Annotated in this window: 20 protein-coding genes; 6 read left to right on the top strand and 14 right to left on the bottom strand. The window is 41.1% G+C overall.

The window, feature by feature from the left end:
• The first annotated feature begins 87 nt into the window (after positions 1–87).
• Positions 88–2,823, top strand: a complete 2,736-nt coding sequence (locus tag IHV77_RS11225) for a YdbH family protein (RefSeq protein ID WP_194812030.1) — start codon at positions 88–90, stop codon at positions 2,821–2,823.
• Positions 2,807–3,010: a YnbE family lipoprotein gene (locus tag IHV77_RS11220; protein WP_194812029.1), complete on the top strand. Its 204-nt coding sequence runs from the start codon at positions 2,807–2,809 to the stop codon at positions 3,008–3,010. The genes IHV77_RS11225 and IHV77_RS11220 overlap by 17 nt, the downstream gene beginning before the upstream one ends.
• Before the next feature lie 149 nt (positions 3,011–3,159).
• Here the strand turns inward: IHV77_RS11220 and IHV77_RS11215 are convergent, their stop codons facing one another.
• From IHV77_RS11215 to IHV77_RS11205, 3 genes are read right to left on the bottom strand one after another with little or no spacing between them, the layout of a single operon-like run.
• Positions 3,160–3,516, bottom strand: a complete 357-nt coding sequence (locus IHV77_RS11215; RefSeq protein WP_194812028.1) for a DsrE/DsrF/TusD sulfur relay family protein — start codon at positions 3,514–3,516, stop codon at positions 3,160–3,162.
• Between the two features lie 58 nt (positions 3,517–3,574).
• A complete protein-coding gene (locus IHV77_RS11210; RefSeq protein ID WP_194812027.1) occupies positions 3,575–4,870 on the bottom strand; it encodes an NCS2 family permease in 1,296 nt (431 codons plus the stop codon).
• Between the two features lie 15 nt (positions 4,871–4,885).
• Positions 4,886–5,839, bottom strand: a complete 954-nt coding sequence (locus IHV77_RS11205) for an oxidoreductase (protein WP_194812026.1) — start codon at positions 5,837–5,839, stop codon at positions 4,886–4,888.
• A 56-nt stretch (positions 5,840–5,895) separates the two neighbouring features.
• Between IHV77_RS11205 and ybaK the strand changes: the two genes are divergently transcribed.
• Positions 5,896–6,375 carry a Cys-tRNA(Pro) deacylase gene (ybaK, locus tag IHV77_RS11200; RefSeq protein ID WP_194812025.1) on the top strand — a complete coding sequence of 160 codons (480 nt, stop codon included), beginning with the start codon at positions 5,896–5,898 and terminating at the stop codon, positions 6,373–6,375.
• A 272-nt stretch (positions 6,376–6,647) separates the two neighbouring features.
• Here the strand turns inward: ybaK and fabA are convergent, their stop codons facing one another.
• A complete protein-coding gene (gene fabA, locus IHV77_RS11195) occupies positions 6,648–7,181 on the bottom strand; it encodes a 3-hydroxyacyl-[acyl-carrier-protein] dehydratase FabA (RefSeq protein WP_194812024.1) in 534 nt (177 codons plus the stop codon).
• A 163-nt stretch (positions 7,182–7,344) separates the two neighbouring features.
• Positions 7,345–9,108, bottom strand: a complete 1,764-nt coding sequence (locus tag IHV77_RS11190) for an AAA family ATPase (RefSeq protein ID WP_194812023.1) — start codon at positions 9,106–9,108, stop codon at positions 7,345–7,347.
• A 127-nt stretch (positions 9,109–9,235) separates the two neighbouring features.
• On the opposite strand from IHV77_RS11190, the gene matP reads away from it, so the two are divergent.
• A complete protein-coding gene (gene matP, locus IHV77_RS11185) occupies positions 9,236–9,682 on the top strand; it encodes a macrodomain Ter protein MatP (protein WP_194812022.1) in 447 nt (148 codons plus the stop codon).
• Between the two features lie 79 nt (positions 9,683–9,761).
• On the opposite strand, the gene cspD is transcribed toward matP, so the two are convergent.
• The 4 genes from cspD to IHV77_RS11165 all read right to left on the bottom strand — a co-directional run bounded on the left by cspD (position 9,762) and on the right by IHV77_RS11165 (position 11,303).
• Positions 9,762–9,971, bottom strand: coding sequence for a cold shock domain-containing protein CspD (gene cspD, locus IHV77_RS11180; protein WP_194812021.1), 210 nt, complete (start codon positions 9,969–9,971; stop codon positions 9,762–9,764).
• A 142-nt stretch (positions 9,972–10,113) separates the two neighbouring features.
• The gene (locus tag IHV77_RS11175; protein ID WP_194812020.1) at positions 10,114–10,272 is read right to left on the bottom strand and encodes a YoaH family protein; all 159 of its coding nucleotides are present in this window, start codon (positions 10,270–10,272) and stop codon (positions 10,114–10,116) included.
• A 3-nt stretch (positions 10,273–10,275) separates the two neighbouring features.
• A complete protein-coding gene (truC, locus tag IHV77_RS11170; protein WP_194812019.1) occupies positions 10,276–10,992 on the bottom strand; it encodes a tRNA pseudouridine(65) synthase TruC in 717 nt (238 codons plus the stop codon).
• Positions 10,989–11,303, bottom strand: a complete 315-nt coding sequence (locus tag IHV77_RS11165; protein WP_194812018.1) for a YqcC family protein — start codon at positions 11,301–11,303, stop codon at positions 10,989–10,991. The genes truC and IHV77_RS11165 overlap by 4 nt, the downstream gene beginning before the upstream one ends.
• A 215-nt stretch (positions 11,304–11,518) precedes the next feature.
• Here IHV77_RS11165 and IHV77_RS11160 point away from each other — a divergent pair, with 215 nt between their 5' ends.
• Complete coding sequence (locus IHV77_RS11160) at positions 11,519–11,764, top strand: hypothetical protein (protein ID WP_194812017.1); 246 nt, start codon at positions 11,519–11,521, stop codon at positions 11,762–11,764.
• A 96-nt stretch (positions 11,765–11,860) separates the two neighbouring features.
• Here the strand turns inward: IHV77_RS11160 and IHV77_RS11155 are convergent, their stop codons facing one another.
• The 5 genes from IHV77_RS11155 to pxpB form a co-directional block, all read right to left on the bottom strand.
• Positions 11,861–12,127 carry an acylphosphatase gene (locus IHV77_RS11155; protein WP_194812016.1) on the bottom strand — a complete coding sequence of 89 codons (267 nt, stop codon included), beginning with the start codon at positions 12,125–12,127 and terminating at the stop codon, positions 11,861–11,863.
• 81 nt (positions 12,128–12,208) lie between these two features.
• Positions 12,209–13,393, bottom strand: coding sequence for an NRAMP family divalent metal transporter (locus IHV77_RS11150; RefSeq protein WP_194812015.1), 1,185 nt, complete (start codon positions 13,391–13,393; stop codon positions 12,209–12,211).
• A gap of 9 nt (positions 13,394–13,402) precedes the next feature.
• Positions 13,403–14,152 carry a 5-oxoprolinase subunit PxpA gene (gene pxpA, locus IHV77_RS11145; RefSeq protein ID WP_194812014.1) on the bottom strand — a complete coding sequence of 250 codons (750 nt, stop codon included), beginning with the start codon at positions 14,150–14,152 and terminating at the stop codon, positions 13,403–13,405.
• A complete protein-coding gene (locus IHV77_RS11140) occupies positions 14,139–15,068 on the bottom strand; it encodes a 5-oxoprolinase subunit C family protein (RefSeq protein ID WP_194812013.1) in 930 nt (309 codons plus the stop codon). Before IHV77_RS11140 ends, pxpA begins: the two co-directional genes overlap by 14 nt.
• Entirely contained in the window at positions 15,065–15,712 is a 648-nt protein-coding gene (gene pxpB, locus IHV77_RS11135) for a 5-oxoprolinase subunit PxpB (protein WP_194812012.1), read from the bottom strand. Before pxpB ends, IHV77_RS11140 begins: the two co-directional genes overlap by 4 nt.
• A gap of 414 nt (positions 15,713–16,126) precedes the next feature.
• Between pxpB and IHV77_RS11130 the strand changes: the two genes are divergently transcribed.
• Positions 16,127–16,795: a curli polymerization inhibitor CsgI-related protein gene (locus IHV77_RS11130; RefSeq protein WP_194812011.1), complete on the top strand. Its 669-nt coding sequence runs from the start codon at positions 16,127–16,129 to the stop codon at positions 16,793–16,795.
• The last annotated feature ends 166 nt before the right edge of the window (positions 16,796–16,961 follow it).

Genomic DNA, 16,961 nt, shown 5'->3' with positions numbered 1-16,961 from the left:
TGTATATAGTAAATAAAATTGATTTTTTCCGAGTAAAGATTTCGTTACAATATGCCGCCGAAAAATCAGTAAAATCATTGAGGAAATATGCGAAAAGGTAGAGGTTTTGCCTTGGTTGGTGCTTTACTTTTGGCAGGAATTATAAGCCTGCCTTGGTGGCTTTCCCCTAAACAGGCGGAACGTTTGGCAAATTATTTTCTTATGCCGGAATATTCACTGCAATTATCGGAGAATTGGACATTAAATGCCGAAGGATTATCGCTTCCTTATGCTCAACTCAAAACCGCTCAATGCACCTTAGTTGAATTTAAAGATCTCCGCTTACAAGGCTGGTTTACGCCTCGTTTAACGATTGAAGAAGGCTTGGCGGACTATGCTTGTATTCAAACCCTGCCGGATAACAGCGAAAAAAACTCACTGAAATTGACCGCACTTTTCGCCTCTCTTCCGCAATCCGAGCTTGACATTCATCATATAAAATTACGCAATGCCGAAGCTATCACCCCGTCGCTTTTTCAAAATTTATTCAATGCGGAGCTTTCCGCTATCGCTCATTATCAAAATAATCAATTTCATTTAAGTTTTTCCGCGAAGAAGAATGATGGTGTCATTATGGATCATCATTCCACATTACAGCTGCAAAACGGACATTTTCAGTGGCTTGGCGAGACAAATTATCAACCGGAAGAAAAACAGCATTATCACCTTGATTTTTCTCTATTACTCAATGATGAAATCTTACAAACCCAACCTGAAGGTAAAGTCCTATTAACTTGGCAACACCCCGATTTTTCCGTCAGTCAAGGCGAGGCGATTCTTTCTTGGAAGGGGGAAAACGGATTAATTAAAGCCCAGGATCTCAGCCGTCATTCTCCTTTATTAGATGTACCTTTTATTTTCACTCCGAAAGGATTAGAAATTTCTTGGGGAAATTTTTACTGGATATTTGACGGATACCAACCGATTAAAGGCTTTCTCGGTTTATCGGTTCGCACGCCTCAAAAAGGTTGGTTGCCCTTTAATATTGATTTAAATGTGATTGTGCAAACTTTTGGTGAAAAAGGTAAAGGGGAAATCGTGATTTCAGGTAAAGAAGGCAAAATAGGAGGCGGTGAGAAACGGGATCAAATCGATTTTGATCTGAAAACCCGTGGCGATTTGCGCTACAACAACACCGTTGCACAAACCAATTTAAGTTATCGGCTCGGCGGTACATTTTCCGATCCCATATTACACTTTCAACCCAATTCTATTTTTAAAATGGATAACCAACAAGCGGACACCAATATTCGGGTTCGTCTTCCGCTTGATAACGTACAAATCGGCAAATATGGTCTGAATGGCAGGCTACAGGCTTCATTGCAAGGTTTTACCCCACAATTTTCCAATATCGACATAAAACTTGACGGACAAGCCGATGAATTTATTGCCGGTATTAAAACACTCTTTGAACTGCGTGATCCGCAACAAAAATTACACCATGCCGAGCTCAACGCAGATAATCGTTGGGATTGGAGTATTGAAGGAAATGCCCGCTGGAATGCCCTGAAAACCCCAATCCGCTTAAAAGGAAGCGGCTTTTGGCAAGCGGATCATATCGAATTAAATCAGCTTAATGCCTCCTCCGATAAAATAAAAACGAACGGCGTTACTATGGCACCGCTTTATATTGAATTAAAAGATCGTCTACGCTGGGATTATGAAAAACAACACATTCGCGGTTTAATTCAAGCTAAAACGGAGCGGATCGCATTTGATTACGGCGGATATTTTATTAACCCTGTTTTAGGTATCGGCTTAGACGGTAAAAGTATCGGGCATTTTAATATTGCAGGCGATCTAAAAGCAGGTCAGCTAGGTCCTATTGATTTACTTGCCCGTTATGAAAATCAAACATTAAAAGGAAAAATAAGCTGGAAAACACAATCGGCAAAAGTGTTCCAATCACTTTTCCCGCAACAATGGGATTGGTTGATTCACCAAGGCGATATAAAAGGGGAAAGCGATTTCACAATTAATGATAAAGGTATCGCTATGAAGGGAAATTTAGCTTTACACAATGCCGATATTTCGTTTCCGGACGGTGAAATTGAAAATTTAACGATCCGTTTTCCTCTTCACTATCAAAATAATCTATTGCACAATAAACCGACTATGCCGATTAAAGTTTCTGTCGGCAATATGCGAAAAGGGGCATTATTCTTAAATAGCGGTGAGTTTGAGTTATACGGTAGTTATCCTAATTCAAAGAAAAAACCGCTGATCTTAAATAACGCTAAGATCGGTCTATTTGACGGTGAATTAAGGATTAATAAATTAAGTTTCCCACAAACCGAAATCGCCACGCTCAATTTTCATCATATTAATCTTGAGCGAATAATGACAATGGCGCAATATAATCAAATTCATTTGGAAGGGCGTGTAAATGCCACACTGCCTTTTTGGTTAAAGCATAATACCTGCTTAATTTGTAACGGCAGCTTAACGCAAGTCGGAAAAATGCGCATTAAGCTGAATGATGAAGTGGTTAAAGGGCTGAAAAAAGGCGGGTGGACTGAAAATATTCTGGTTGATTTACTAAAAGAAATGGAACTTAAAGATTCTTATGCAAATATCGATCTCACACCAAACGGACAAATGAATTTACGAACCAGCATTAAAGGGCTCAATGTCAATAACCCGACACATCACCCGATTACCTTAAATTACACACATCAAGAAAATATCTTTGAATTATGGGATATGATTGACTACGGTGCTCAATTTGAACAAAATTTACAATATCAACTTTATAAGCAATTAGACAATGAAAAAACACCTTAAAAATCAACCGCACTTTCTTGCAGGATTATTTGCTCTCAACCTTCTCACGGCGTGTACTCCGACTATTCAACTTGATACGCCCAAGGAAGGCATCACCATCAATATGAATGTGGTGGTCGATCATAATATAAATGTTACGATGGACGAAAAAGCAAAAGCTGTGAGCGGGGAAAATAAGAAAAAATAACGGCTTATGTTCCCATAAGCTATTCCGGTATTATGTAGCACCTGCATAAAACATTGTAGGTCTCTTAGGCGAAGCCGCACCCTTCCCCGATAAATATTGGATATAAAATTCTCCTATGTGCAACTGATATATAATACTGAGTCATTCAATTAAAAATTCAGTACCTTATCCGCTTCCACCGTCCAATCGGCAAGTTCGATTAGCGTGCCGATTTCTACCCCTTCGGCTAAAGCCGCTTCGGTAATGCCGCGCGCATTCGTACAAGTTTTGCAAAGTTTTACAACTGCGCCTTGCGCCGTTAGAATTTCCAACATTTGCTGTAGATGATAACCTTCACTCGGATTCTGTTTTGCCAAACCGCCCGTTACCGCATCAGACATTAAAAATAGTTTTAAATTGACCGCACTTTTATGCTGCTCTTGTATCTGTAACGCAAGGCGTAGTGCACTGAAGAAATGTTCATCGCCATAAGGTGAAGAATGAATAATAAAAAGCATATTTTGCATATTAAATCCTTGACTTATTCAGTTATAAAAAGGGCGAACTTTTCGCTCGCCCATCAAATTAACCGACCCACACAAATTTCGCAATAAATAAAATGGATACGACCCAAACCGGTGCATTTACCTCTTTAATGCGACCGGTGCAAGCTTTCATAATACAGTAACTAATAAAGCCAAAAGCAATCCCCTCTGTGATGGAATAAGTAAAGGGCATCATCGCAGCGGTGATAAAAGCCGGTGCGGCCTCCGTTAAATCATCCCATTGCACACGAATAAGGCTGGATGCCATTAAAATCCCCACATAAACCAATGCACCTGCCGTGGCATAAGCCGGCACCACACCGGCAAGTGGCGAGAAGAAAATCGTCAATAAGAACAATACACCTACGGTTACTGCCGTTAACCCCGTCCGTCCGCCAACGGAAACTCCCGCACCGCTTTCGATATAGGTACTGATCGCAGATGTACCGATATAAGAACCGCCTACCGCACTCACACTATCTACCAGTAAAGCCTGTTTCATTTTTGGAAAACGTCCTTTTTCATCGCTGATACCTGCTTTGTCTGTCACCCCCAATAACGTACCGGAGGAATCGAACAGATTTACCAATAAAAATGAAAAAATAATGCCAAGTAAAGCCGTATCCAACGCGCCGGCAAGATCAACCTTCCCGACAACCGCATCTAATGCCGGCGGCATAGACATCACACCGTGAAACACCACGGATTCATCAAGCCATAATGCTAAACCTGTTACCACTGCAATGGAAATCAGCACACCGGAAAAAATATTACGTGCCGCCAATACCATAATAATGAAAAATCCTAATATACCGAGCAATACTTTCGGATCATGTAAATCGCCAAGAGCCACTAACGTCGCCGGATTAGCGACAACAATCCCCATATTTTTAAATCCGATGAGCGCGATGAAAAAACCGATCCCTGCGCCAATCCCTACCCGCAACGCTAAAGGAATCGATGCCATTAACCAGTAACGAATTTGAAAAAGGGTTAGAAGCAATAAACCGACCGATCCCCAGAAAATCGTTCCCATCCCGATTTCCCACGAATAACCAAGTTTTCCCACAACTACATAAGCGAAAAAAGCATTCAGCCCCATTGCCGGTGCTAGTGCGATAGGAAGATTACTAAATAATCCCATCGCAATCGTTCCGAGCCCGGCAATCAGACAAGTCGTTACAAATACCACTTGTTTATCCATTCCGGCATCGCCAAGAACGGAAGGGTTTACAAACACAATGTAAACCATGGTGAAAAAAGTGGTGATCCCCGCAATAATTTCGGTTTTCGTGGTTGAACCTTTTTCACGCAATTTAAAAAGTCGTTCTAACATAATTGTTCCTTAAAATTAATAACCTTGATGATAAATCGCTTCCAATAACTTCAGTGAAAGATGGGCAAGATTAAAACGCTGCTCATCGGCAACGCTCCAAAATTCAATGCCGTTTTCAACCGCACTTAGCCCGCAGATATGTAATCTTACCTGCTCTTCCCCACTTTCAGCTTCACCGTTGATAACCGGTGTGATAAGGCTATCGTGATATTGCAAAAAGTCGTTTTCTTGCGGCTGGAAATCTACATTATAATCGGAAAGTGCGGTCACTTTTTGTGCCATTCCGTAAAATACCGGCACTTGCACAGCGTGAAATAGCACGGAATCTAATTGAGGAAAAATCTTTTGAATTTGTTGCGATAATGACAATGTATTTTGCGGGTGTACATCAAAGGCAAAACGGGGTTCTTTTTCCTCTAACGGAATACCGTTCAGCAAGCGTGCGGTTTGCCCTGCAAGTTTATTCACCGTATCAGTATTTTGATAAGAAGCAGGAAGTAAAGACGTGGTAAAAATTTGCGAAATATTTGCCGTTTGCAATAAAGGATAAATTGCCAAAGCAAGTTGGCTAACTTGCGGATCTGGCAAACTGACAATATTGCGTTGTCTTAATTCAACAAGATCCGCTTCATTCACACTTGGTACGACAACCGGCACATCAGATAATGCCGCACATATGCCTTTCATATCAATGACAACGCAGCCGCTTTCCGCTGCTGCGGCGATATGCGAGGCTTGTTCAAGATCACCGGCGAAAAAGAGATAATTCATCTCCGACCAATCCATTTCTTGCGGTGAATATTGCATCACACTTTTATTATTAAAGCGTACGCCCTGTTCTTCTCCAAAAGGATAAATCTCAACAATTGAGACTTTGCCGATATTTAAAGCACTTTGTTCAAGGCTTTCTGCAATTTTCTCGCATAATTCAAATTCTGCCGCAATGGCGATATTTAGGCTTGCGTCCATTTTTTTCTCCGCTGTAAAATAACGCGCCATTCTACAAAAAAAGGACAAGAAATAAAATGACACCGGCCATTGATTTACTCAAAAAACAAAAACTTCCTTTTATCCTGCATAGTTACGATCACGATCCGAATAACACTCATTTTGGCGATGAAGCCGCCGAAAAATTAGGTATTGATCCGCATCGCTCTTTTAAAACCTTGCTTGTTGCAGAAAACGGTGATCAAAAGAAACTCGCCTGTTTTGTCCTACCGACCGCCAATATGCTCAGTATGAAGAAAGCGGCGAAGGCGATCGGAGCCAAAAAAGTTGAAATGGCAGAGAAAGATTCGGCTCAAAAAAGCACGGGTTATTTAGTGGGAGGTATTAGCCCGATCGGACAAAAGAAACGGATAAAAACAGTGATAAATTCAACCGCACTTGATTTTGAAACTATTTACGTTTCCGGCGGAAAACGCGGACTAAGCGTAGAACTTGCTGCCGAAGATTTAGGGAAATTGTTAAATGCCGCCTTTACGGATGTGGTGGATGAGGAGTAGTAAATAACAGGTATTCGATTTCACCTGAAAAATGCTCTCTTCTGCATACTATTGTATAAAATGTCCGCATTATTACCGGTTACACAAAGAGAACTTTATCACAAATATTTGTTGGAGTAAGGTGGTTAGCCATAGGCGTAGCGCACCTTTCTGTCAACAATTTATCAATAAATTTCATTACGGTGCGTTACGGCTTCGCCTAACGCCCCTAGAAGTTTTATGCAAATGCTGCATAATATCGCTCGTATGCTTAATTTTATTCACTATAAATCTTAGAAACTGGAGGTATCTTGGAATAATCCGACTTTTAAATCTGTTGCGGTATAGATTACGCGTCCATCAACTTCCACTTCTCCGTCAGCCATTCCCATCACTAATTTACGATTAATTACCCGTTTCATATTAATGCGGTAAATGACTTTTTTTGCAGTCGGTAAAATTTGACCGGTAAACTTCACTTCACCCACGCCTAATGCACGCCCTTTTCCTTTGCCTCCTACCCAGCCGAGGAAGAAACCGACCAATTGCCACATCGCATCCAAACCTAAGCAACCCGGCATTACCGGATCACCGATAAAATGACAAGCAAAAAAAGGTAAATCAGGGTGAATATCTAATTCCGCTTCAATATAACCTTTATCAAACGTGCCGCCATTTTCTGTCATTTTAACAATACGATCCATCATTAACATGGTCGGAGCCGGAAGCTGCGGACCTTCTGCACCAAATAATTCACCACGGCCGGAGGCGAGTAAATCTTCATAGGTGTAACTTTCTTTTTTATTTGGTGAACAAGTGTTTTGCATTTTTATTCCTTAATTAAATCTAATTTCAGCAAATGACTGATAACTCCGCATTCTAAAAGGAATAACACTCAATGTAAATAGAAAACACTTGTTAGCTGAACTTGTCCAATCAGTCGATTTTACGTATAAAAAAACGCGAACCCAAATTCGCGCTTTGTAAATCTTAGAACCGGAAAAAATCCAACAAACCTTTTTTTATCGGTGCGGCCTTAAAATCAAGGCGATGTTGGATCAAACGGGAAATCGGTGTTTTATTGTCGGCATAGATTTTATCTTCTTCCAATAAATCACGTTGAAAAATCAGTTCGCAAGTTTGGAAAATGTCTTCTACCGGAAAGATAAAAAACTCGCCGTTTTTGACCGCACTTACCACCTCATTGGAAAGGCTTAATTGCTGAATGGTGGTTGCTGGAATAATCACGCCTTGATTGCCGGTTAAGCCACGGCGCTGGCAAATAGAGAAAAAACCTTCAATCTTATCATTCACTCCTCCTACGGCGTGCACCAAACCGAATTGATCGATTGATCCTGTGATGGCAATATGCTGCGGCAATGGCAAGTCTGCTAAAGCGCTGGTAAGCACGCAGAAAATCGCCAAAGATGCGCTGTCGCCATCAATTTCTCCATAAGATTGTTCAAAGACAAGCGAAGCGGAAAAAGGTAACTGCGAGGGCAATTCTAAAATATTTGATAAACAGGCTTGCGCAATCATCATTCCTTTACTGTGTAAATTACCGGCAAGCTCATTTTTGCGCTCAACATCCACCACTTCGCCGTCACCGAATTGTACAATGCAACTAATTCGGGAAGGCTCACCAAAAGCTACCGGCGTACCGGGATATTCAATCACGGACAGCCCGTTGATTTGCCCTACAATTTCACCTTTGGTTTCAACATAAACCTGCTCGTTTAAAATATCCGAGTAGGTTTGTTCTCTCAAAAATCCGTGTTGTGCGGTTTGTTGTTGAAAAACACGTTCAAAATCGACCGCACTTAACTTTGTTTTTTGCACTAAAATCGAAGCATTTCGCAGCATCGTGTTTAATGTATTAGGCGAAACATTGATCAAAAAACGGTTTTCACTTTCGCGAACTAAAAGTTGATAAAGTTTATTAAACGCAGAAAAATCAAGTTCAATCCCTTGTTTTTCCGCTATTTGCCGAACATAAGACACCCAATTTTTCTGCTCTTCCACATTCGCAACCGAAAGATAACTTTCAATTTCCGCATAATCGGCAAAAGCGTATAAATTTTCCTCTAGTTCGCCAAGTGTGGCGAGTTCTGTTCGATTGCCTAAAATAATCACTTTTATATCAATAGGATAAGCGGGAATATCGCAAGGTAAGGTTTTAAAAGGATGAGAAGAATACCAATCAAATCGCTTGGTTTGTAAAATATGTTTTAAACGCTGCCATAAATCAAATTGGCTCAACAATGTAGAAGCCCCCAAAATCAGCACGCCACCGTTTGCACGATGTACCAGCCCCGGTGTGAGCTGAATATCTCGCGAACTTGGATGTACTTTCACACTCCCGAAAAGCTGAAATTGATCGCAATAAAGCGCACTTAATACCTCTCCCGAGGCGGCAAAATTATCTTCTAAAGATTGTGCCGGTTCTACCTTGATATGCGGAAAGGAAAAAGAATCGCCTTGTTCCACCACATAATTCGCCCCGAAAACCGACCGCACTTCGGGCAACATTTCACGCATAAGTGATGTTAATAAATCCGCATAATCCGCTTGATCATCAGCTTTTAGTAGCATAAGCGAACGGCTTGCATTTCGTAAAAATAAAGAAAGCGCATTTTTAGCATTCTGTTGTAATGCCCAAAAATCAAGAGATTGTGTCGGTTTTTCGGTAAGGCTTAATTCTGGCTGCAACACTTGCCAATCAAGAGACTGTTCTTGGAAGAAAGATGAACTCACGGGTGGTTTCTCATTAGTAAAATTGGGGGTATTATCTCACATTTATGGATATTGTAAAAATCAACTGGAAAAATGGCGATAAAATGCGTATATTGAAACGGTTACCACGTCACTAAAGATCGGCATTATGAAATATCAAAAACTCGAGAATCAAGAAGCGAACTGGAAATGGGTTTATCTTATTCGTAAACATCGCGAAGGTGAAAATATCACCCGTTACAATGAAAAAAGCCTACAAGAGACGATTGTTAGCGAATTATTGGAAAGCCAACATTATCCGGAAAAAATCGAAAATTGGATCAAACAGCATCTTTCCACCGCATTACCCATTAAATTAGATCAAGCAATTCGCGCACGCCGCAAACGTTTTTTTAATGCGGAAAAGCAATCCACTAAGAAAAAATCTATTGATTTGGAATATGCGGTTTGGCTGCGCCTTTCAAAATATTCACGCAAAATGAATATGACCCTTTCCGAAACCATCAGTTATATGATTGATGAACGCGAAAGCAAAGCCTTATACGAGAGTCAAATGTCGGCAATGAAAAGCAGCCTAAGAAATTTACTGAAATAAAAAAGCAAGGTGATGAGCCTTGCCTTTTAAATTAACTAAGAAGAGGAAACTTTAAGAACACCAAATACCAGTTCTTATTTTATTCCGCAATCGGAATAATCTTTGTGGCGTGAGATCCTTTGTCGCCGTGAATAACTTCAAATTGCACTTTTTGCCCTGCTTTCAATGAACGATAACCGTCCATTTCAATCACGGAGTAATGTGCAAAAATATCAGTATCCACGCCTTCTGCGGAAATAAAACCAAATCCTTTTGCATTATTGAACCACTTAACAACACCAATTTCCATAACAGACCTCTTAGGCTTCGCCTATAATTTATAAATCAAATAAGACTATTGCCTTATCACCAAATCGTCGGCTATGTTTAAACATTTTCTTTTCTTATGCAACAAGCAATATCAAAAAGTGTTATGGAGATCACAAAAATTTTTATTTTTTGCTATTTTTATCTTCTTTTTCATATAATTCACGCAATTCTTTCGCCACAATTTGGATCGCTTCCCCGCTATTAATACCTTGCGCCATCAATTCTTGGATTTTTTCAACCGCTCTTTGCTGTTCTTCGTGTGTTAATTGAATATCTAACATAATTTACCAACCGAATATTTTCATTAAATTTTGCCATTGCTCATCTAATGGAGCCTGAATGATGATTTCTTTCCGTTCCCAAATAGGATGTTTAAAACGCAAGGTTTCCGCATGTAAGAATAAGCGCTTGCCTCCCGTATTTTCCGCTAATGCACGGTTTTGATGTAAATCGCCGTATTGCGTATCCCCCAAAATCGGATGAAAAATATGTTTACAATGACGGCGCAACTGATGTTTTCGCCCCGTATGCGGCATCAAACGGAGCAAAGAATAACGCGAAGTCGTATAGCGTCCTGCCGAATACGGCATTTCAACGATTTTTATACTTTCATAATCCGTGACGGCTTCTTGCGGCACTTTATCTTCTTCGGAAAACTTATCCGCAATTTTATCTAACCGAATTTTCAACGGATAATCAATACGTCCGTTTCCTTGTACATAACCGCGAACAATCGCCAAATAAGATTTTTTCACCGTCTTTTGCTCAAATTGTCGGCACATTAAATTCGCCGTCTCACGATTTAATGCAAATAACAATACGCCGGAAGTCGGACGATCTAAGCGATGAATAGGAAAAACGTGTTGTCCGATTTGATCACGCAGGGTTTGCATCACAAATTGCGTTTCGTGCGTATCCAACCAACTACGATGCACCAACATTCCTGCAGGTTTATTCACGGCAACCAACCACTCGTCTTGATATAAAATCTCTAATGTCATTGATTTTGTAATAACTCTTCTAATGCAACTAAAGGCGCAAGCAATGCGGTAAGCTCATCAAATTCCTTCAATGCTTCTTCAATATAGGGGGAAATCGCAATTTGATTCGGTAACGGTGTGCCGCTTTCTAATAATGCCTGCATACGAGGAATAAAAACCCATTGCAACCATTCTTCCGGCGCCATCGTATCAAGCGAAAAAGGTTCCTGGCTTAAAAACGCTTCCTGTGCCGGCGGCACAGCCTGCCATAAATTTAAACGCTGCATCGTTTGCCGAAGTTGTTCAAGATAAATTTTGGTTTGATTGCGCATAATGACTCCTCAATAAAAATCGGCATATTCTACATAAAATCACGATATTATGTAGTAAGTTTTACACTCTATATGAACCGTATAGGGTTATACGGCAAAGTCGCTTTGCGGCTCACAAGCGACATAATCGCTTAAAACAACCGGAATTTTGACCGCACTTTTCCCCCTTTAAATTTCTTATGTTTGCCAATACAAGCGATGAAGAAACCTCCCGAATGAGCATTATACAAAAACCGGTAAATACCAAAATTGTCGGTATAACATTTCAATCTGCGGCGTGGAAGGAAAAACCGTCTTGGTATCTTATCGCTAAACAAGATAAAGTGATTCCGGCAACAACGCAATTAATGATGGCAAAACGTATTCCAATCATTGGAGTGGATACGAATCAGGCACCACTGGTTTCTAAACCGGAAGAAATGGTAGATTTCATTCTTAAAGCGACTCAAACGGTAGCATAATGCACTGAAGCCCTTAGTCGGCTGTTGCAAAAAGATTTAAAGGCAATGTTAATCCCATTGCCTTTATTTTTAGCCTTGTACGCTAATACCCCAATATCAATGAATAACGGAAAAATCCTCCGAAGTGATTTCGGCGTGTTCATTTACAATCACTCGTTCCACTTTTGCCGTTTTGGGCCCTGTTTTTAACCATTGCGCCAACGCATTTATTTGTACCTCATCGCCCTGTGCAATCACTTCTACGGAACCGTCATTACGGTTTCTAACCGAACCTTTAATTCCTAATTTTTCCGCTTCTTTCCAAGTAAAGTAACGAAATCCAACGCCTTGCACTCGTCCGTAAATAAAAAATTGTTTTGCCATATTCCCCCCTTGTATTTCTTTGTTCTCCTCGTTTTATATCATAAGGAGAACAAAGAAAAAGAAGATGTTTAAACTATTTTGTTATGAAAACCACAAACCAAGATATTTAACGAAGGTGATCGTACTTAATATCGCCATTAAAATCGCTACGATCCAGCCACAAATAGCTAATGAAACGGGGTGTTTGTAATCTTTAACAATTGATTTCTTGTAAGCTGCAATTAAGATTAAACCTAGCGAAATCGGTAAAATAAAGCCATTGAGTGCACCGACGAACACCAATACTTGTGCCGGGCGACCGATGGTGGCGAGAACGACCGTGGAAATCGCAATAAAAATCACAATCCAGCGGTTTTTATGTTGTTCTATTTTTGGCGAGAAACTGCTGATAAAGGAAACGGAGGTATAGGCTGCGCCAATTACCGAAGTAATAGAGGCAGCCCAAATAACCACGCCGAAAATCATTAGTCCGATATTACCGGCGACAAAGGAGAATGCGGTTGCCGCAGGATTGGTCGGATCGAGTTTTACCCCTTGTGCGACAACACCCAACACAGCAAGAAACAGCACAACACGCATAATAGAGGCTATTAAAATGGCTGAAATAGAACTTTTACTAACTTCTTTGAGGGCGGATTTTCCTTTAATTCCTGCATCGAGTAAACGATGCGCTCCTGCAAAGGTAATGTAACCGCCTACCGTACCACCCACGAGGGTTACAATAGCAATCACATCTAATTTTTCAGGTAAAAAAGTGCGATAAACCGCTTCAGCAAGGGGAGGTTCGGCTTTAAAAGCAACATACAGGGTTAACGCAATCATAATAAAGCCCATTATTTGAGCAAATCGATCCATCGCTTTGCCCGCCTCTTTGAAAATAAAAATGCCGATAGCAATTGCTCCACTGATCAAAGCGCCCACCTCAGGCGAAACCCCAATTAAAATATTCAACCCTAAACCGGCGCCGCCCACGTTACCAATATTAAATGCTAATCCGCCCATTACAATCAGTACCGCCAGTATATAACCCGCACCGGGCAACACCTCATTTGCGACATCTTGAGCGCGTTTTTCAGAAACGGAGATAATTCGCCAAATATTCAGTTGAGCCCCAATATCCAACAAAATAGAGAGTAAGATCACAAAACCGAAACTTGCCAGCAAAGTTTGGGTAAAGGTTGCCGTTTGGGTTAAAAAACCCGGACCAATGGCAGAGGTTGCCATTAAAAAAGCAGCCCCGAGTAGGGCATTACGATTAGCAGACATCTTTCCCCCTTAGCAACAAGCCGTAATTTGAATATTTTCTGAACCTAGTGATGCCACAATACGTCGTGCAAACTCAATTGCGTGTTCGCCATCGCCGTGTAAACAGATACTTTCGGCATTCACAGAAATTATTTGCCCATCTACGGATTGTACTGTTCCGGTCTTGACCATTTGTAAAACTTGACGGATCGCTTCATCTTCATCTTCATCTTTGACTAATGCATCAGGGCGTGAACGGGGTACGAGTGCGCCGTTTGCTAAATAACGGCGGTCGGCAAAGACTTCTGAAATGGTGCCTAAACCGAGATCTTGTGCGATCCGAATAGGCAAGCTACCCGATAACGCCATAAGTTTTAAATTAGGATCGAAGGCTTTGATCGTTTGAACGATCAAGGTTGCAAGCTCCGCCTCTTTTGCAGCTTGGTTATATAGTGCACCGTGTGGTTTTACATAAGCCAATTTTACGCCCTCGGCATCACATAAGGCTTTGATTGCCCCAAGCTGGTAACGCAAACAAGCTTGCAAATCATCGGAGGCAAGCCGCATTTCTGTTCGTCCGAAATTGGCTCGGTCAGGAAAACCGGGGTGAGCCCCAACGGCAACCTGATTGACTTTCGCCCAACGAATTGCCTTATACATTTCCATATAATCGCCGGCGTGTAAACCACAAGCTACATTTGCGGAGCTAACTAATTGCAATAACACTTCATCATTGGCACAGCCCTCGGCTAAATCTACATTTAAATCAACTTGTTGCATTTGCTTTTCTCCTAATGTTGTCTAAATACCGCTCATCTTGTTGGTGTAATCTCAGTGCAGTTTGGCGATCTACTTGGGTAAAACGCACGTAGGAGCCGATCGCTTGTTGTGCTAATCTTCCTAAATCCGCTTGTATCACACAAGCGATTTTCGGGTATCCCCCAGTGGTTTGGGCATCTGCCATTAATACGATAGGTTGCCCATCAGGCGGGACTTGTACTGTTCCCATCGGTACGGCGTGCGAAAGCATTTCTAAAGTTGAACGTAGCCGCAAGGCTTCTCCTTGCAGGCGATAGCCCATTCGCCCACTCGGCGTTTTAATTGTCCAATCCTGTTGCCAGAAAGCCTGTCGGCTAGATTCTTCAAAGGCTTCATATTCACTAGAGACTAAAGCATGAATTTGCGAACAAAAATTGATAGGTTCAATACCTAACGGAGAAAGGTAAGTATCACGCGTTCCTGTGGCTAAATGATCGCCTTTTTTCAATAAACGTCCGTAAAACCCACCGAACTTCGCGTTTAAATCGGTACTGGCAGAGTTCAAAAATAGGGAAACCTTTACCCCACCCGCCACGCATAAATAAGCGTAGTTACCTGTGGTAATTCGCTTAATATGTAATGTTTGGCGAGCCTTCGCAGTGTATCGCCAATAAGGGAAAATCGGTTGATCGTCTAAGCTTGCTTCACATAACGCCCCGGTTAAACAAAATGGCGTGGCACAATCAAAAGTTATTGTGAAACCGCCCATTGAAAATTCAATTGCAGAGCATTCGGGAGAATTTTGTAGCAATAAATTGCCGGCTTTTAGCGCTAATTTATCCATTGCACCTGCCTGTCCGATACCTTGTCCACGATAACCTAGACGCCCTAAATCTTGAATATGGGCAAAGGCTTGAATAGATTGAATGTACATCATAATTCGATACGCTCTGCAAAAAATTTCACTTTATCACCCGCTTGTAACAATACAGGCGGTACCTTGTTCGCATCAAATAGAGGAATTGAGGTTTGCCCTATAAGCTGCCAACCACCGGGAGAACTAAAAGGATAAATACCCGTTTGTTCTCCCCCGATACCCACTGCACCGGCAGGCACTTTGGCACGAGGTTTAGTGTGTCGAGGAGTATGTAAGTGTTGAGGCAAACCGCCTAAATAAGGAAAACCGGGTTGAAAGCCGATCATAAAAACAGTGTAGGTGGGTTCGGTATGACGGCGGATAATTTCTTGAGGAGAACAGCGATGAAATTGAGCCACAGCGGCTAAATCCAACCCGACTTCACCACCATAATGCACGGGGATTTCAATCAGTCGTCCGATTTCTTGAAAGGATTGATATTGTAGGGTTTCCCATTGCTCAAGCAAGGTTTTGATGATGGTCGTATCAGGTGATGAGGAAAAAAATAGTGTTAGATTATTCATTCCCACCACTGTTTCTTGCACGTTCGGCAAATCCTCGACCCATTTTGCAAATTGCCATAGCCGCTGTTGGTTTGACAACGTCGCAGGTGGCGATAAAGCACATAGCAATGAAAATTCGCTGGTATAAGATATGGTTAGCATAAGCCCCCCTTAATGAAAGAAAGCATCTCACTGTTTTAACGCTTTGCCTATGCATTGTCAAATAAATTAAACAAAAAATTAACAATGATTTAAAAATTAAATTTACCTCGGATAACTACCCTAGTTCGCCATAAACTTGTTGTTTTAAAACTTAATTTTTAACAATGGCTTACTGTGTGATTTAATCCCTCAGCCGTTCCTGCAAAAATACAATTAATGACTTTATTTATACCTGCTTTTCTTACCTTACTATTTTAGTTATCTAGAACCCAAGTAAGAAGAATAGAAAACCCTACTAACTATAAAATGCGATGAAAAACTTTTTCATTTTTAACCGCACTTGCCTATTTTCATTTTGTGGAAATTAGCATAGCATAGGCGACAATTTCATTTACAAACAGAAAAGGAGTAATGATGAAATTACCTGTCCTAGCTATCGCAACATTATTTGCAAGTACGGCAAGTCTTGCCGGTATGGTTTCCACCTCATCAAATATGGATTTTTTAGCCATTGATGGACAAAAAGCAAGTAAATCCCTTTTAAAAGAAACCCGTTCATTCAATGTAAATGACACAAATACCCACCAAGTTGTCGTTCGCGTGAATGAAATTGTCGGTGGTGGTTCAAGCCAGTCTTTATTCGAATCCAATCCAATTATCGTAACGTTCCAAGGTAGCGCTGAAGATTTGGTCATTTCCGCACCAAGTATTCGCAGTAAAAGGGAAGCTGAAAAATTCAATTTAGCCCCTGTTATCACAGTAAAAACGACCTCCGGACAAGAAATTCCGGCTAAAATCGATATTTTAAAACAAGAGGGTTTATTCCCATCTGCTAACGTAGTCAGTGATTTGGCAGGTTACAATGCTTCCGGTGCGAAAGCCGCAGTATCTTCATTTGCCGCCACAGCAATGCCTGCCGCCCCAATGATGGCAACGGTACCGGCGGCAAACGGCAAAGCAACCAAAGGAAAAGTGGTGGTTCAAGGTCAAAACGTGGCGGAACAACAATTACAGTATTGGTTCCAACAAGCGGACAAAGAGACTCAAACCCGTTTCTTGAATTGGGCAAAATCCCATAAATAATTAGGGAATTAAATTAAAATGGATACAAAGCCGCAAGCCGAAGACAGTACGGCGAGGCGCAGCAATGTAGTAGACATTTTTAAATTTAATTCCGGTATTATGTACTAGTTACACAAAATGGATTGTAAGGGCATATTACATACGCCCAATTTCATAAGAGGGCTTA

The sequence above is a fragment of the Rodentibacter haemolyticus genome (assembly GCF_015356115.1).
GTDB classification, from domain to species: Bacteria; Pseudomonadota; Gammaproteobacteria; order Enterobacterales; family Pasteurellaceae; genus Rodentibacter; species Rodentibacter haemolyticus.
This window is presented reverse-complemented; position numbering and strand designations above follow the sequence as displayed.

Bases quoted from the DNA above. Each gene is read 5' to 3' on its own strand.
- pxpB (WP_194812012.1), bottom strand. From the start codon at position 15,712: ATGCTAACCATATCTTATACCAGCGAATTTTCATTGCTATGTGCTTTA.
- cspD (WP_194812021.1), bottom strand. From the start codon at position 9,971: ATGGAAATTGGTGTTGTTAAGTGGTTCAATAATGCAAAAGGATTTGGT.
- IHV77_RS11225 (WP_194812030.1), top strand. From the start codon at position 88: ATGCGAAAAGGTAGAGGTTTTGCCTTGGTTGGTGCTTTACTTTTGGCA.
- truC (WP_194812019.1), bottom strand. From the start codon at position 10,992: ATGACATTAGAGATTTTATATCAAGACGAGTGGTTGGTTGCCGTGAAT.
- IHV77_RS11215 (WP_194812028.1), bottom strand. From the start codon at position 3,516: ATGCAAAATATGCTTTTTATTATTCATTCTTCACCTTATGGCGATGAA.
- IHV77_RS11150 (WP_194812015.1), bottom strand. From the start codon at position 13,393: ATGTCTGCTAATCGTAATGCCCTACTCGGGGCTGCTTTTTTAATGGCA.
- IHV77_RS11205 (WP_194812026.1), bottom strand. From the start codon at position 5,839: ATGGACGCAAGCCTAAATATCGCCATTGCGGCAGAATTTGAATTATGC.
- fabA (WP_194812024.1), bottom strand. From the start codon at position 7,181: ATGCAAAACACTTGTTCACCAAATAAAAAAGAAAGTTACACCTATGAA.
- IHV77_RS11160 (WP_194812017.1), top strand. From the start codon at position 11,519: ATGAGCATTATACAAAAACCGGTAAATACCAAAATTGTCGGTATAACA.
- ybaK (WP_194812025.1), top strand. From the start codon at position 5,896: ATGACACCGGCCATTGATTTACTCAAAAAACAAAAACTTCCTTTTATC.
- IHV77_RS11140 (WP_194812013.1), bottom strand. From the start codon at position 15,068: ATGATGTACATTCAATCTATTCAAGCCTTTGCCCATATTCAAGATTTA.
- IHV77_RS11210 (WP_194812027.1), bottom strand. From the start codon at position 4,870: ATGTTAGAACGACTTTTTAAATTGCGTGAAAAAGGTTCAACCACGAAA.
- matP (WP_194812022.1), top strand. From the start codon at position 9,236: ATGAAATATCAAAAACTCGAGAATCAAGAAGCGAACTGGAAATGGGTT.
- IHV77_RS11220 (WP_194812029.1), top strand. From the start codon at position 2,807: ATGAAAAAACACCTTAAAAATCAACCGCACTTTCTTGCAGGATTATTT.
- pxpA (WP_194812014.1), bottom strand. From the start codon at position 14,152: ATGCAACAAGTTGATTTAAATGTAGATTTAGCCGAGGGCTGTGCCAAT.
- IHV77_RS11130 (WP_194812011.1), top strand. From the start codon at position 16,127: ATGAAATTACCTGTCCTAGCTATCGCAACATTATTTGCAAGTACGGCA.
- IHV77_RS11155 (WP_194812016.1), bottom strand. From the start codon at position 12,127: ATGGCAAAACAATTTTTTATTTACGGACGAGTGCAAGGCGTTGGATTT.
- IHV77_RS11175 (WP_194812020.1), bottom strand. From the start codon at position 10,272: ATGTTAGATATTCAATTAACACACGAAGAACAGCAAAGAGCGGTTGAA.
- IHV77_RS11165 (WP_194812018.1), bottom strand. From the start codon at position 11,303: ATGCGCAATCAAACCAAAATTTATCTTGAACAACTTCGGCAAACGATG.